The sequence below is a fragment of the Streptomyces sp. NPDC020917 genome (assembly GCF_044333795.1).
Lineage (GTDB): Bacteria > Actinomycetota > Actinomycetes > Streptomycetales > Streptomycetaceae > Actinacidiphila.
The window spans coordinates 110339-125230 of the sequence record NZ_JBIRRR010000019.1 but is presented as its reverse complement, the minus strand read 5'-3'; the positions used below and the strand labels follow the sequence as shown (position 1 = coordinate 125230).

At 74.1% G+C, this 14892-nt stretch carries 12 protein-coding genes and 1 pseudogene; 7 read left to right on the top strand and 6 right to left on the bottom strand.

The annotated features are described in order from the left end of the window. Window positions 1-84 precede the first annotated feature (84 nt). The gene (locus ACH4TG_RS31640; RefSeq protein WP_398246034.1) at window positions 85-753 is read right to left on the bottom strand and encodes a phosphotransferase; all 669 of its coding nucleotides are present in this window, start codon (window positions 751-753) and stop codon (window positions 85-87) included. Here ACH4TG_RS31640 and ACH4TG_RS31635 point away from each other — a divergent pair. Both ACH4TG_RS31635 and ACH4TG_RS31630 read left to right on the top strand, forming a co-directional pair. Further along, window positions 676-1137: pseudogene (locus tag ACH4TG_RS31635) on the top strand (AAA family ATPase). The gene ACH4TG_RS31640 and the pseudogene ACH4TG_RS31635 overlap by 78 nt on opposite strands. Window positions 1138-1214: 77 nt before the next feature. Beyond that, window positions 1215-1553 carry a YciI family protein gene (locus tag ACH4TG_RS31630; protein ID WP_398246033.1) on the top strand — a complete coding sequence of 113 codons (339 nt, stop codon included), beginning with the start codon at window positions 1215-1217 and terminating at the stop codon, window positions 1551-1553. Between the two features lie 23 nt (window positions 1554-1576). Here ACH4TG_RS31630 and ACH4TG_RS31625 read toward each other — a convergent pair whose 3' ends face one another. The 3 genes from ACH4TG_RS31625 to ACH4TG_RS31615 form a co-directional block, all read right to left on the bottom strand. Then, window positions 1577-1765: a hypothetical protein gene (locus ACH4TG_RS31625; RefSeq protein WP_398246032.1), complete on the bottom strand. Its 189-nt coding sequence runs from the start codon at window positions 1763-1765 to the stop codon at window positions 1577-1579. Between the two features lie 118 nt (window positions 1766-1883). Further along, on the bottom strand, window positions 1884-2750 hold the full coding sequence (locus tag ACH4TG_RS31620) for a geranyl diphosphate 2-C-methyltransferase (protein ID WP_398246031.1): 867 nt from the start codon (window positions 2748-2750) through the stop codon (window positions 1884-1886). A 138-nt stretch (window positions 2751-2888) separates the two neighbouring features. After that, the gene (locus tag ACH4TG_RS31615; RefSeq protein WP_398246030.1) at window positions 2889-3938 is read right to left on the bottom strand and encodes a family 2 encapsulin nanocompartment cargo protein terpene cyclase; all 1050 of its coding nucleotides are present in this window, start codon (window positions 3936-3938) and stop codon (window positions 2889-2891) included. A 431-nt stretch (window positions 3939-4369) separates the two neighbouring features. Between ACH4TG_RS31615 and ACH4TG_RS31610 the strand changes: the two genes are divergently transcribed. Together ACH4TG_RS31610 and ACH4TG_RS31605 are read left to right on the top strand one after the other, a co-directional pair. Further along, the gene (locus ACH4TG_RS31610; protein WP_398246029.1) at window positions 4370-5365 is read left to right on the top strand and encodes a phosphotransferase; all 996 of its coding nucleotides are present in this window, start codon (window positions 4370-4372) and stop codon (window positions 5363-5365) included. A 234-nt stretch (window positions 5366-5599) separates the two neighbouring features. Next, the gene (locus ACH4TG_RS31605) at window positions 5600-8014 is read left to right on the top strand and encodes a SpoIIE family protein phosphatase (protein ID WP_398246028.1); all 2415 of its coding nucleotides are present in this window, start codon (window positions 5600-5602) and stop codon (window positions 8012-8014) included. A gap of 106 nt (window positions 8015-8120) precedes the next feature. On the opposite strand, the gene ACH4TG_RS31600 is transcribed toward ACH4TG_RS31605, so the two are convergent. Further along, on the bottom strand, window positions 8121-8771 hold the full coding sequence (locus ACH4TG_RS31600; protein WP_398246027.1) for a TetR/AcrR family transcriptional regulator: 651 nt from the start codon (window positions 8769-8771) through the stop codon (window positions 8121-8123). Between the two features lie 170 nt (window positions 8772-8941). Between ACH4TG_RS31600 and ACH4TG_RS31595 the strand changes: the two genes are divergently transcribed. The 3 genes from ACH4TG_RS31595 to ACH4TG_RS31585 all read left to right on the top strand — a co-directional run bounded on the left by ACH4TG_RS31595 (window position 8942) and on the right by ACH4TG_RS31585 (window position 12703). Beyond that, window positions 8942-10975, top strand: a complete 2034-nt coding sequence (locus ACH4TG_RS31595) for an FAD-dependent oxidoreductase (protein WP_398246026.1) — start codon at window positions 8942-8944, stop codon at window positions 10973-10975. A gap of 40 nt (window positions 10976-11015) precedes the next feature. Then, window positions 11016-11579 carry a PadR family transcriptional regulator gene (locus ACH4TG_RS31590; protein WP_398246025.1) on the top strand — a complete coding sequence of 188 codons (564 nt, stop codon included), beginning with the start codon at window positions 11016-11018 and terminating at the stop codon, window positions 11577-11579. Window positions 11580-11725: 146 nt separating this feature from the next. Next, on the top strand, window positions 11726-12703 hold the full coding sequence (locus tag ACH4TG_RS31585; protein ID WP_398246024.1) for a LuxR C-terminal-related transcriptional regulator: 978 nt from the start codon (window positions 11726-11728) through the stop codon (window positions 12701-12703). A gap of 87 nt (window positions 12704-12790) precedes the next feature. On the opposite strand, the gene ACH4TG_RS31580 is transcribed toward ACH4TG_RS31585, so the two are convergent. Then, the gene (locus ACH4TG_RS31580; protein WP_398246023.1) at window positions 12791-14617 is read right to left on the bottom strand and encodes an adenylyl cyclase; all 1827 of its coding nucleotides are present in this window, start codon (window positions 14615-14617) and stop codon (window positions 12791-12793) included. Window positions 14618-14892 lie beyond the last annotated feature (275 nt).

Here is a 14892-nt window from a genome sequence, read left to right as displayed (position 1 = left end):
GGCCTCCTGCAGGCCCTGCGGGAACTGCCTCATCTGCTTCTCGACCTGGCCGCCCGCACGGCCCGCGGCACCCCTCGACGGCGATCAGCGACCTGGCTGCCGGGCCGGGCCGCTGGTACGACGCCGCAGCCACGCCGTCTCCGCGGGGGTGAGGTGCGGGTCGGCCAGCTTGGCTTCGGCCGCTTCCCGGATGCGTCCCGCGGGATCGGTCCGGGAACCCCTGCGCACGCTGTGCACCAGGAGATTCCGCCCCAGGCGGACGGCCACTCCGGGGATGTCCACGCTGCCGACGGTGACCATGGTCATCGCCAGATCCGCGGCGGGATCGCCGGCGGCGGCGTTGCGCCAGTCGATCACCACGGGACCGCGCGGGGTCAGGAGGACGTTGCCCGGATGCAGGTCCAGATGCAGCACCCGGTCGTCGCCTGCCGTCGCGAACCGCCGGGGCAGCCATGCCGGCGCCGGGAAAGCGTGCAACCGGTCGTGGAGGCGGCCCAGCATCCGGCCGAGGGAGCCGACCTGCCAGGGGCGCCGGGACAGCACGTCCAGCATCGTCGGCCCGGTCAGCCGCTCCATGACCATGTCCGTGGCCGTGACCTCGTAGACCTCCGGCACCGGATACCCACCGGCCGCCACATGTGCCATCACCCGGGCTTCCCACTCCGTCGGCCCGCCCTGCCGGTAACGCCGCAGCACCCTGGCCCCGTCCAGCGCGTACACGTCGGCTTCCCGCCCCCGCCCGATCAACTCCATGGAGAGCAGTCTGCCCAGGGGCGCATGCTCTGGCTCGCCCTGGAGGCGGTCAGGGTGGGCACCGACGTGGTGGTGGACTACGGCTGCTGGTCCCGGGACGAACGGTCGGCGATCCGCTGACTGGTGGAGGCCGAGCACGCGGGCTTCCGCATGGTCTACCTGCCGGTGAGCGAGCAGACCCAGCGCGCCCGGATCGCCCACCGCTGGGCGACCGCTCCCGAAGAGACGTTCCCGATGGCCGAGGCCGACATCCGGCACGGGTGGGCGCACTTCCAGGAGCCCGACGCCGCGGAACTGGGAGGGTCCGGGTCCGCCGGCCCGCCGCCGGCCGGCTGGACGGACTGGCGGCAGTGGGCCGCCGACCGGTGGCCCTCGTTCGGGTGAGTCCCGGTCACGGAGGGCGTGTTCGTCCTAGGGTGAGAGGCGGCCGATGGAGGCCGACGGCCCGAGGGAGCCCTGGGATGACCCGTTACCTGATCTCGTTCGACGACGGCTCGATGACCTTCCCCGAGGAGGATCTGCCCGAGGTGGCCGACGCCACCCACGCGGTGGTGCGGGAGGCTCAGGACGCCGGTGTGTGGGTCTTCGGTGGTGGGGTGGAACGGCAGCAGGCGAGTGTCGTGGCCACGGACGGGGCCGTCACCGACGGCCCGTACCCGGAGACCAAGGCGGTCGTCGGCGGGTTCTCCATCATCGACGTGCCCTCACGTGAGGACGCGCTGAAGTGGGCTGCCAAGTTCGCTGCTTCGTGCCGCTGCGCGCAGGAGGTCCGGGAGATCATGGACGACCCCGACGTCTGATCGGGGACGCCCCGGAACAGGCCCTAGCCGACCAGGCGGCGCCGCCAGTCGAGCGGTGTGACGCTGATGGCCCGGCCGGGGTCCCAGCCGGCCCGGCCGCCGGCCCAGCGGGTGAGCCCGGCCAACTCCTCGGCGGACACCCGCACATGCCGCTCGCCGTTCTCCGTCTCCACCACGATCTCCACCACGCTCTCCACCACGATCTCGACCATGTGACGACTCTGGCACACCCCGCCGCCACCGTGCCGCCCGGTCGCCGCGAGCCTGTGGACAACCGGCGGCGGAGCCGCGTGCGGCCGGCGGGGACCCGCCCCGCCGGCCGCCCGCGCCTCAGACCCGGTCGGCGGCGATCAGCAGGTACTGGAAGCTGCCGTTCTTGTACGCGTTCAGGAACGTGTCCTCGATACCGGTGACGAGGTGCTCGGCCTGCTTGCGCAGCTCCCAGTACGGGATGGCGGCCTGGGTCAGGTCCTCGACGTGGACCGGGACCAGCCGGTTGCGGGCCATCGCGCGGAAGTACGCGGACCTGGGGTGGATGTCGCAGATGTAGTGCGCGTTGATCAGGGAGACCTCGCGCGACGCCTGGCCGTACGTGTCGTTGTAGCAGCCGGTGATCACCACGTACCGGCCCCCGCGGCGCAGCAGCCGCGCGTGCTCGGCGAAGAGCAGGTCGAGTTCGACGTACATCGTGGACTCGTTGTTCCACGAGGCCGCGTACGCGCCCGAGGGGAAGCCGGTGTCCAGCATGTTGCGGTGGTGGTAGCGCACCTTGGCGTCGATGCCCCGGGCGCGGGCCTGCTCGTTGGCGAACTGGGCCTGCGTGGTGGAGAGCGTCACGCCGTCCGCGTGGCAGCCGTAGCGCAGGTGCGCCACCACGCTCCCGCCACCGCGGCCGCAGCCCGCGTCGAAGACCCGGTCGGTGGCGTCCAGCGGGCCCAGGTGGGAGGCGAGCATCTCGGCCTGGGCGTGCTCCAGACGGTGCAGTTCCTCCGTGAGCCGGTGCCGGCGCCGGTCGGGGTCGGTCTCCTCGAGTACGGACCACTGGGCGTCGCCGATGCCGTAGTGGTGGTGGTACAGGTCGTCGATCTTGCCGAGTTCGAGGTTGACCGGGTTCTTCTCAGCGTTCCAGTAGTCCGCGACCCGGTTCTGGTACGTGGACTGGGTGGGGAGGGAAACGGTCGCTCCGGACTGGGGCATGGCCAACGGGGGCTCCTCGTGGTGCTGTTGCGTGCACTGGTGCGGTGGGGTGCGGACGCCGGCGGACCGGCCCGCGGGGTGGGAGTGGGGAGGCGGCGGGGGCCGGCGGGGCGCGCTGCGGGGCCGACGGCGGGCGGCTCACCAGTAGTTGGGCAGGTGGTAGCGGTGGGAGTTGGTCGCGTGCCACTCGTGGTTGCCGGCCACCCAGTCGGACAGGCCCTGGGCGTAGCGCTCCACGATCGGCGAGGTCGCGGCCAGCGCGGCGGCCTCCTCCTCGAAGGCCGCCATGATCCGGTTGTGGATCTCGACGCTCTCCAGGTAGGCGGCCTTCAGCCCGCGTCCCTCGTTGGCGGCGACAACCTTCGGCAGGTTGAGGTGGTCGGGGTCGCTCGCCAGCTCCTTGGTGAAGGAGTACAGGTCGTTGACGATCGTCGTCGCGTTGCAGGCGAGCGCGGTGATCCGCTGGATCTCCGGACGGGCGTACAGCGCCTCGGGCAGCTCGTAGCCGTCGACCGCGTCGACGATCGACAGGCAGGGGCGGAAGTTGTTGAACTGCCGCATGACCAGGTACTCCCACACCCGCGGCACGTACCGGGTCTCCGCCCAGGCGGCCTCGGCGAGGTAGCCGAGGTGCAGGCGGGCGATGTCGTGCACGAAGCGGGTGGTCTGGCTGGGGGTGGCGAACCCCGAGTAGTCCTGCATCGCGCCGCGGTAGGAGCGCAGCGGCCCGTCTGCCTGCATGCCCTCCGCCCACTCCGCCTCCAGCTCGGGCGTGCCGTGGTACGGGTCGATCGCCGACTGCGCCATGACCAGCGGGCCGCCGAGGCCCCGGTGCGAGCCGCCCCGGCCCTCGTCCTCCTCGCAGTAGCAGCTGTCGACGAGGTTCTCGGCGAGCAGCAGCTTGCCGGCCAGCGTGAGGCGTTCCAGGTCCACCGCGCCGGGATGCTGCAGCACCACGGCCCGTCCGAACTGGAATCCGGCGAAGTCCCCGTTCCAGGCCGGCGGGAACAGGTCCAGGCCGCGCGCCCACTCCTCCAGCCTGCGGTCCACCTCCGCGGCCTTCTCCGGGTCGGCGGGGGCGACGGGCCGGTACCGGAGCCCGGGGATCGCGCCCGTGCGCCGGGCGGGGGCGAGAGTCGTCGGCCCTGGCAGCCGGCGCGTGGCGTCGGCGCTCGGGGGTGCGCTCATGTGCGTACTCCAGACGGTCGGTCGGTCGGACGGTCGAGTCGGCCGCCGGCCTTCGGTCGGGCGGTCGGTGGTCGGGCGGTCGGCGGGTCGCGACCGTCGTCGTGACGTTTCGGCAGTGCGGTCCCGCCGGTCGGCGGATCGGCGGGTGGCGCACGACCAGCGAACCAGCGCCCGGCTCCGCCCGGTATGGCGCACGGAGGTGGGCGTCGGGCACGCGAGGCGCAAACCTTCGCCATGAGGCAGAACACGGGCGCGCGCGGGCCGGCACGCCCTGGCACGCGCCCTCCGGACGGATGACGGGGGGCGTCCGAAACCCGCACACGCGAGCGTCTTCGGCACACGATCCGGAATCCGCGCGTCCGGTGGCCCCGACGCCGCGGCGCGGAAAAAGCCTCGTCCCGGAGCGCACCGGACGGGGATACTCACCGGCCATGAAGGACAGGCCCGAGGGCGTATCGGACGAGGATCTCGGGGCGGCCCTGGCGGACGGCTGGGGGCTCGACGTGCGGGCGGTGGAGTACCGGCCGGTGGGCTTCGGCAGCTACCACTGGGCGGTGCGGACCGGCTCGGGCGGGCTGTTCGTGACCGTGGACGCCCTCCAGGACGACCCGGCCGCCGCCCTGCGCCGCCTGGACCTGGCCTTTCGTACCGCGCTGGCGCTGCGCCGCGACGCGGGCCTGGACTTCGTGGTGGCGCCGCTGTCGTCCCGCGGCGGCGCGGTCGTCCGGCCGCTGGGCGACCGGCACGCGGTGGCGGTGTTCCCGCTGGTGGAGGGCGAGGCCGGGGACTTCGGCGTGCACCGGCCCGAGGACCGGCCCCAGGTGCTGGACCTGCTGGTGCGCCTGCACGCGGCCGGTGTCGAGGCGCCGCGGGCGGAGCTGGTGCTGCCGGGACGGGGCGCCCTGGAGGACGCCCTCTCCGCCGTGGACCGGCCGTGGAACGGCGGGCCGTACTCCGAGCCGGCCCGGCTGCTGCTGGCCGGCCGGGCGGCCCATGTCCGCGGCCTGCTCGGCGAGTTCGACCGGCTGGCAGGTCTGGTGGCGGCGGAGTCCGCACCCTGGGTCGTCACCCACGGCGAGCCGCACCCGGGCAACGTGCTCCGCGGCCCCGCCGGCCCGCGCCTCATCGACTGGGACACCGTCCTCCTCGCCCCGCCCGAGCGGGACTTGTGGATGGTCGCCGGCGACGGCGTCCGCCGCGGCGGCACCGCCGACGACGGGCTGCTCGACGCCTACACCCGCGCCACCGGCCGCCCGGTGTCCGCCGCCGCCCTGTCGCTGTACCGCCTGTGGTGGGACCTGGCCGACATCGCCAACTACGTCGCCACCCTGCGCCACCGCCATCGCCGTACCGACGACACCACCGCGTCGCTGACCTACCTCGCCGGCTGCCTGAACCCCGGCGCGACGGAGCCGGCCGCCCCCTGACCCGGGCGCGCTCCGGCAGAACGGGCCGCTGGGGAGCCTCCCGGCCGCATGCGCCGCGCCGGCCCGTCCGCGGGTCCGCGCCGCACCGGGCACGACGCACGACACCGCCTGAGGCACGGCACGCGGCACGCACGCGCCGGCACGCACAGCGGACACAGAGCCCGCGGCACAGCAGAAGCGGCCCACCCCGATAGCCCGTACGGTGAAGTGAGGAGGGTATTCCGTGGAGGCGCGATGACCGTGTCCAGCCCTCACGACGGTGCGCTGCCGTTCGCGTTGGACGGCCTGGCCGCCGCCGTGGTCGACAACCGCGGCACCGTGCTGCGCTGGACCGCCACCGCCCAGGCCCTCACGGGGTTCACCGCCGGTGAGGTCTGCGGGCGGCACGTGTCCGACCTGCTCGCCGAGGACCGCGGCGGACCGGGCGCCGCGGCGGACGCCGAGGAGGCCCCGATCCCCCTGGCCGGGCGGGTGCCGCTGCGGCACCGCCCGCAGGGGACGATCGACGCCGTGTACCGGGCGACCCCGATGGACGGCCCCGGCGGCTCGGTGATCCTGGCCGCACCGGCACAGCGGGTGAGCGGACCGGAGCGGAGCGGCGACCTGCTGGGCGCGCTGTCCGGGCACGGCCGGATCCGGATCGCGCTGCACGACACCGATCTCGCCGTCGTGCAGACCGGCACCACCTCGGCGGGCGCCGCGCACGGCCCCCACCTGTCCCCCGGCTGCCGGCTGAGCGACGTGACGGCCCCCGAGGACGCCGCGCGGGTGGAGGCGCTGCTGCGGCAGGTGCTCACCACGGGCGTGCCGGTGGTCCGCAGCACCGAGCGGCTGGCCGTGCCGGGCGATCCGCGGCGGGAATGGGTGACGTGCTGGTCGGCGGTCCGCCTGGAGGACGAGGGGGGCCGGCCCACGGGCGTGGCCTCGGTGTTCGTGGACCCGGACCGGACCCCGCCGGCCGGCAGGCACGTGGACCTGGCCCGCGAGACGGCCGAGCACGTCGGGGACTCGCTGGACGTGCTGCGCACCGCCCAGGAACTCGCGTCCGTGCTGGCGCCCGGCTTCGCCGACCTCGCCGCCGTCGACCTCGCGCAGGCCGTCTTCGACGGTGAGGAGCCGCCGCCCTGGTCCCACGACGGCGAGCTGCTGCGCGCCGCCGCCACGGCCCCGCCGGACGCGGTGTGGACGCCCCGCTCGCCCGGCGGCGAGGAGCCGGTGCTGCGGCAGCCCGCCGACTTCGGTATGACGCACTGCCGGCGCGGGGAGGCGGCCGTCCTCGGCCGCGAGCAGGTGGCGGCCGCGCTCGGCCCGCGGATGGGGAAGGTGCCGCTGCCGGAGGACTTCCGTTCCGTGGCGGTGGCGCCGCTGACCGCCCGCGGCCTCGCGCTGGGCGTCCTGTCGGCGTGGCGGGTGGGCGACGCCGAGCCGTTCACCGCGGCCGACGCGGCCCTCCTGGAGGCGGCCGCCGCGCGCGGCGCGCTGGCCCTCGACAACGCGCGCCGCTACACCCACGAGCACCGGGCGGCCGGCGTGCTGCAGCAGCGGCTGCTGCCGCCCTCGACCACGGACACCCCGGCCGCCGAGACAGCGGGCGTGTACCTGCCGGCCGGCGGCGGCGAGGCGATCGGTGGGGACTGGTTCGACGCCATCCCGCTGCCGTCGTTCCGGCTCGCGCTGGTCGCCGGCGACGTGGTCGGGCACGGCATCCACGCGAGCGCCACGATGGGGCGGCTGCGCACCGCCATCCAGACCCTCGCCGACCTCGAACTGGACCCCGAGGAACTGCTGACCCGGGTCGGCGACCTGGTCCAGCGCCTCGCGAACGAGTCCGAGCCGTACTACCACGACGTCGTGGTGGGGGCGACGTGCCTGTACGCGGTCCACGACCCGGTCTCGGGGCACTGCACGATCGCCAGCGCGGGCCACCCGCCGCCGATCCTCGTCCGGCCGGGACAGCCGGCCGAGGTGGTGGACGTCTCCCCCGGGCCGCCGTTCCCGGTCGGCGGGACGCCGTACGAGTCGACCACCATCGACTTCGCGCCCGGCAGCATCCTCGCCCTCTACACCGACGGGCTGATCGAGCAGGACCGGGACGAGCACGAGGTGGCGGACATCGACCAGGGCACGCAGCGGCTGGCCGCCGCGCTCACCTCGGTGTGCCGCCCCGGGCGGACCCTGGCCGAGACCGGGCACGCGGTGCTCGCCGAGCTCGGCATCGACGCGCCGCGCGACGACGTGGCCCTGATGCTGGCCCGCGCCCGCGCCATCCCCGAGGACCACATGGCCAGTTGGGAGTTCCCGGCGGACCTGGAGGCGGTGGCCGGCGCGCGCGAGGCGACCGCCCGCCAGCTCGCGTCGTGGGGCCTGGACGAGCTGGCGTTCACCACCGAACTGATCGTCAGCGAGCTGGTGACGAACGCGGTACGGCACGCCCGTCCGCCGATCTGGCTGCGGCTGATCCGGGACGGCGTGCTGGTCTGCGAGGTCGGCGACTCCAGCCCCACCCAGCCGCGGATGCGGCGCGCCCGCTCGACGGACGAGGGCGGCCGCGGCCTGTTCATCGTCGCCCAGCTCTCCTCCCGCTGGGGCTGCCGCTACGGCCGCGACGGCAAGACGATCTGGGCCGAGCAGCCCATGCCGCAGATCTGAAGCGCGAACCCGGCGGACGGGCGCGGCCTCGCTCCGGGCCGGGCCCTCACCGCGTGCCGAGCAGGCTCACTCCCGGCCGTCCGGGCTCACTTCCGGCCGTCCGGGCTCACCGCGGGCCGGGCAGCGCCTCGCCGACCGCGCGGCGGATCGCGTCGAGGTCCACGTCCGCGGCCAGGGCGGTGTCCTGCGGGGGTTCCTTGACCGCCTGGTCGACGCCGAGCAGGGTGCGGAAGACCCGCGGCAGCACGCAGCGGACGAGCAGGTCCTCGGCCAGCGCGGCGGCCCGCTCCGGATCGGTGCCCCAGTGCTCGGCGACATGGGCGGCCAGCCGGTCGCGGGCGCCGGTGACGATGGCGTCGTAGTAGCCGCGGGAGCTCTCGGGCAGCCGCTCGGCCTCGGCGATCGCCAGCCGGCAGGTCCGCACCTGGGGCTCCCACACCATCAGCTGCAGGAACCGCCCGCAGAACCGCGCGACGGCCTCGGCGGGCTCGTCGGCGTAGGCGTCCGGGGTCCGCAGCCGGTCGAGGTACAGCTCGCGGACGAGGTCGAGGACCGCGAGGAACAGCCGGTCCTTGCTCTCGAAGTGCGCGTACAGGGACCGCTTGGAGGTGCCGGCCCGGGCGGCCACCGTGTCCATCGATGCCCGTTCGAAGCCCGACTCCAGGAACACGTCCTTGGCCACGAACAGGACGTGGCGGCGCAGCTCCTCGCCGCGGCGCTGCTCGCCCCGCCGCTTCGGCTCGCTCGGTCGGCTCATCTGCGTGCATCCCGGAAGTGAAGGGTCCAGTGAACCCTAGGCCATCGGGCCGGGCCGGGCGAACGTCCCGGGACGGCGGCGCCGGGTCTTCCACTGTTTTGCACCTAGTTGCATAATGGCGGGGCGGCGATGCCGCACGCCCGTGCCGCACCCCGAGGAGGAGGCCCGCCATGGCCCAGGCCGCGACCGCGTACCCGCATCTGCTCAGCCCGCTGACCCTGGGCTCCGTCACGCTGCCCAACCGCGTGATCATGGGCTCGATGCACGTGGGCCTGGAGGAGGCCCCCGACGGGTTCCGGCGGATGGCCGCGTTCTACGCCGAGCGGGCCCGCGGCGGCGTCGGTCTCGTCGTGACCGGCGGCATCGCGCCCAACGCCGAGGGCCGGCCGTTCGAGGACGGCGCGAAGCTCACCACCGAGGAGGAGGCCGCCGCCCACCGCACGGTCACCGGGGCGGTGCACGCCGCCGGCGGCCGGATCGCGCTGCAGATCCTGCACTTCGGCCGGTACGCCTACCACCCGGACCTGGTCGCGCCCAGCGCGCTGCAGGCGCCCATCAGCCCCTACGTCCCGCACGAGCTGACGGGCGAGCAGGTGGAGCGCACCATCGAGGACTTCGCCCGCTGCGCCGAGCTGGCCGCGCTCGCCGGGTACGACGGCGTCGAGATCATGGGATCGGAGGGCTACCTGGTCAACGAGTTCGTCGCCGCGCCCACCAACCGGCGCACCGACGAATGGGGCGGCGCCTACGCGAACCGCATGCGGTTCCCGGTCGAGATCGTGCGCCGGGTCCGCGAGCGGGTCGGACCCGACTTCATCGTGATGTACCGGCTGTCGATGCTCGACCTCGTCCCCGGCGGCTCCACCCTCGACGAGGTGACCGCGCTGGCCAAGGCGGTCGAGGCGGCCGGTGCGAGCGTGATCAGCACGGGCATCGGCTGGCACGAGGCCCGGATCCCCACCATCGCCGCCCCGGTGCCGCGCGCCGCGTTCACCTGGGTCACCAAGCGCCTGATGGGCGCGGTCTCGGTGCCGCTGGTGACGAGCAACCGCATCAACACCCCCGAGGTCGCCGAGCAGGTGCTCGCCGACGGCTGCGCCGACCTGGTGTCGCTGGCCAGGCCCCTGCTCGCCGACCCGGACTTCGTGGCCAAGGCGGCGGCCGGCACGCCGGAGGCCGTCAACACCTGCATCGGGTGCAACCAGGCGTGCCTCGACCACACCTTCAGCCGCCGGATCACCTCCTGCCTGGTGAACCCGCGGGCGTGCCACGAGACCGAGCTGGTCCTCTCCCCCACCCGGCGGCGCAAGCGGATCGCCGTGGTCGGCGCGGGACCGGCCGGGCTGGCCTGCGCGGTGTCCGCCGCCGAACGCGGCCACGCCGTCACGCTGTACGACGCCGCGCCCGTGATCGGCGGGCAGCTCGACCTCGCACGGCGGGTGCCCGGCAAGCAGGAGTTCGACGAGACCCTGCGCTACTACGGCCACCGGCTGCGCGCGCTGGGCGTCGAGCTGCGGCTCGGCACCCGCGCCACCGCCGGGCAGCTCGGCGCCGAGGGCCACGACGAGATCGTGCTGGCCACCGGTGTCGTCCCGCGCGACCCGGGCATCCCCGGCACCGGCCATCCCAGCGTCGCCGGCTACGTGGACGTCCTGCGCGGCACCGTGCAGACCGGCCCGCGGGTCGCGGTGCTCGGCGCCGGCGGCATCGGCTTCGACGTCGCCGCGTACCTCACCGACCCCGGCGACAAGGCCGCGGAGCACCCGGACGTGTTCCTCGCACGGTGGGGCGTGGACCGGGACCACCGCTCCCCCGGCGGGCTGGCCGCGCCCGCGTCCGCCGCCGCCCCGCGCACGGTCCACCTGCTGCAGCGCAAGGCCGCCAAGGTCGGCGCGGGCCTGGGCACCACCACCGGGTGGATCCACCGCGCCGAGCTGCGGCACCGCGGCGTCACGATGGTCGCCGGCGTGGCGTACCGGCGGATCGACGACGAGGGGCTCCACTTCACCGTCGGCGGCGAGCACCGGCTGCTGCCCGTCGACACGGTGGTGCTGTGCACCGGGCAGGAGCCGTACCGGCCGCTGGAGGCCGAGTTGCGCGCCCGGTCGCTGGCCCCGCATGTCATCGGCGGCGCCGAGCGGGCCGCGGAGCTGGACGCCAAGCGGGCGATCGACCAGGGCACCCGGCTGGCGGCGCGGCTCTAGGAGGACGCCCCCGGCGCGGGGCGAACCCTAGGATCGGCCCATGTCGCTGCCGCACGCCATCCTCACCGCGCTGCTGGAGAAGCCCTCTTCGGGCCTGGAGCTGACCCGGCGGTTCGACAGGTCCATCGGGTTCTTCTGGTCGGCGACCCACCAGCAGATCTACCGCGAGCTGAACCGGCTGGAGCGCGACGGCCTGATCCACCCGCTGCCGCAGCCGCCCAGCCGCGGGAAGCGCAAGGAGTACGAGGTGCTGCCCGCCGGCCGGGCCGAACTGGCGCGCTGGGTCGCCGAGGAGCAGGACCCGCGGCCGATCCGCGACCCGCTGCTGCTGCGGCTGCGGGCCGCGACCGTGGTCGGCACCGGCGGCCTGGCCGCCGAGCTGCACCGCCATCTGGAGCTGCACCGGCAGCAGTTGGCGCTGTACGAGCGGATCGAGGCGCACGACTTCCCGCCGGAGGCGGCGGCCGGCGAGAACCGCCTCCAGCACCACATCCTGCGCGCCGGGCTGGAGTTGGAGACGTTCTGGATCGGCTGGCTGACCCGCACCCTGGCCGACGTCGCGGCCCCGGAGGACCCCGGCGGCGGGAGCGGCCCGGCGCAGTGACCCCAGAGCGGGGGCCGGGACCTGCCGGTGCAGGGGCCGCCGAGGGAAAGTCGGGTTGACCGGGTTCGGTCAACTGCCGGTACTGGCCAGTGGTTACACTGCCGCTCCGCGCGCGTCGCCGCACGCCGTGACCGAGGAGGGGTGCCGTGCTGGAGTCCGTGGGTCTCGACGAGCCGGCCGAACGCGTCTACCGCGTCGTGCTGGCCCGCTCGCCGGTCAGCGTGCCGGAGCTGACCGGGCTGCTCCCCGACCTGACCGCCGCCGCCCTCCGCAGGGCCCTGGAGATACTGGTGCAGGCCGAGTTGGTGGAGCAGCTGGCCGGACGCCCGGCGCGCTACGGGGCGGTCGACCCGCGGCTCGGCCTGGCCGCGCTGATCCGCTCCCGCCGCGACGCGCTGGACCGCACGGCCTCCGCCCTGGAGGTCTACGCCGCCGAGTACCACGAGCGCATGCTGCGCACCGACATGCACCGGCTGATCGAGATCATCGAGGGGCCCGCGGCCATCACCGCACGGCTGTCGGAGCTGATGGCGGGCGCCGAACGCGAGGTCCTGGCGTTCGACGCCCCGCCGTACGTGACCGTCGACCGGACCGCGTCCGAGTCCGAACTCGACCTGCTGCGGCGGAACATCGGCGTGCGCGCCCTGTACGCCTCCGAGGTGCTGGAGATCCCGGAGCGCGCCGACCGGCTGCGCGGGCTGGTGGATCTCGGGGAGCAGGCGCGGGTGGTCCCCCGGGTCCCTCTCAAGATGGTCCTGATCGACGGGCGCGACGCGGTGATCCCGCTGACCGCGAGCGCCGAGGGCACCCGCACCACGGCGGCGCTGGTCCGCCGCTCGCGGCTGTGCGACGCCCTGGTCGAGCTGTTCGAGGCGCACTGGGCGCAGGCCGTCCCGGTCTTCTCCCGCACCACCGCGCCGGGCCACGCCCACCCCGACCTGTCCGCCGCCGAGCGCGCCCTGCTCCACCTGCTGAACGCCGGTCTGAAGGACGAGGCGATCGTCCGCCAGCTCAGCATCAGCGAGCGGACGCTGCGCCGCCGGGTCACCGACCTGACCGCCCGGCTCGGCGCCACCAGCCGCTTCCAGGCCGGCGCGCAGGCCGTCCGGCGCGGCTGGCTGTGAACACCCCCGGCGCGGAAGGCCGATGAGGCCGCCGCAGGGGCCCGGGCGGCGCTGAGGCGCGCCCGGGCCGCTGCGGTCCGGCGACGGTCAGACGGTGGCCGCGCCGTTGGAGTAGCGCTTCATGTTGTACACGGCGAAGCCGTTCTGCACCGGGTCACCGGAGCCGTTGATGCAGTGCAGCATGCCGCCGCCGCCCGCGCCGTTGAGGCAGACGGTCATCAGGTCGGTGAAGACCACGCCCGGGGTGTCCGGGACCTCGTAGGTCCGGTCGGTGTAGATGTCGGCGTTGAGGTTGAAGAAGCAGTAGCTGCCCAGGCCCCACGCCAGGTGGTCGCGGACGTCGTCGGCGACCTTGTAGGAGGCGTAGCCGTTGGTCGAGCCGTGCACCCATGCCGACTGGGTGGGGACGTCGTACGGGTTCTCGTTCTGGAAGAAGTAGGTGCGGCCGTGCTCGCCGTTCCAGAGCACCTCGTACTTCTGGTAGTGCTCGACGAACAGCCCGTAGGTGGTGACGTGGTCGCCGTTGACGACGATGCCGGTGTCGGCCGGGTTGACCGACCAGCCGACCGTGCCGTCCAGGCCGTGGTCGGCGCGCCACAGCCACAGGTGGTCGCAGATGACGTCGTTGCTGTCGATCTGCACGCTCACGCCCGCGCCGCCGGCGATCGCGCCGCCGATCCTGGCGAACACGTCGAACAGCACGGTGGGGTCGTTGTCGTGGCGCTTCCGGCCGCAGCCGTCGCCGACCTTCAGCAGCACCGGGGTGTTCGCCGAGGCCGCCTCGATGAGCACGCCGGCGACGGTGACGCCGTCGACGTCCGCGACGTCGATCAGGGTGTTGCCGTGGGTGGAGCGCAGCGTCGTGTAGCCCAGGCCCAGCACGACCGTGCCCGGGCGCGTGACCTGGATCGGCGCGGACAGCTCGTAGACGCCGGGGGTGAACAGCAGGTGCCTGCCGGTGGCCAGCGCCCGGTTGATGGCGGTCGCCGAGTCGCCCGGCCGGGCCACGTGGAAGCGGGACAGCGCGATGCTGTGGCCCGCCGCCCTGCCGCCCGCCCAGGTGGTACCGGTGCTGTCGCGGCGCAGCGCGGGCACGAACACCTGGTAGGCGCCGTGCTTGTCCACGGTCAGGAACGGCTTCTCGCGGACGACCGGGGTGCGGTCGATGGTGGTGAACGGCGGCGTGGGGAAGCTCTGGGCGGGCGCGCCCTGGGTGCCGACGAAGACCATGTTCCAGTTGGAGCCGGTCCAGCTGCCGAAGGTGTCGTTGCGCGAGATCCACTGCTGCTGCGAGCCGGACTCCACGTAGCCGTCCACCACGCTGTCGACCAGGAAGCCGCCGCTGGACCAGCGGTTGCCGGGCGGGCTCGGCCACAGCGTCATGTTGCCCTTGACGTGTACCCGGCGCATCGGGCCGGCCTGCGCGACGGCCCAGCGGTTCAGGCCGTCCGGCGGAACGATCGTCAGGTTCTCGGCGGCCCGCCAGAAGTTCTGCGTGCCGTTGCCGTCGAACCACTGGGCGTCGACGGTGACATGGCCGTTGATGACCACGTCGTCCGGGCTGCCGCCGAGGCCGAGGACATGGGTGTAGAACCCGACGTTGATGTCCACGGTGTAGGTGCCCGGCATGAAGGCCAGCGCGTACCGCTCGCTGCCGAACTGGTTGGACTCCTGGACGGCGAACACGGCGTCGACCTGCGCCTGGATCGCCGCGTCGCCCATGGACGGGTCGAAGACGAGGACGTTCGGGCCCAGTCCTGCGGCGTTCTGCCCGGCCGGCGAGGACGTCGCGGATCCCGGGGACGGGGCCGGCGCGGCGAAGGCCGAACCGCTGGACACGGCACCGGCCAGCGGCACCGCCGCGGCAGCGGCCGCCCCGCGGAGCACGGTACGACGAGAGGGAATGACGGACACGGCTCTCCCTGAAGTGATGGATGGGGAGGAGATTGCGGCTGGTCCTCAACCGCCAGAGAGCGCTCTCAGGGAGAGAGTGAATCACCGGCGCCATACAGCGTCAATAAAGCGGACGGCTTGAACTCACCCCTTTCATAAGGACCGTGAATCCGGACCGGGTCCGGCGGGCCGTCCTCGGCTCGCCTGTCGTATTGACGCGGCCATGACCCGTCGCTACGGTGCGTGAGAGCGCTCTCTGGGCGTTCCCGCCCATGCGCGGGGCGGAATCGCGGACG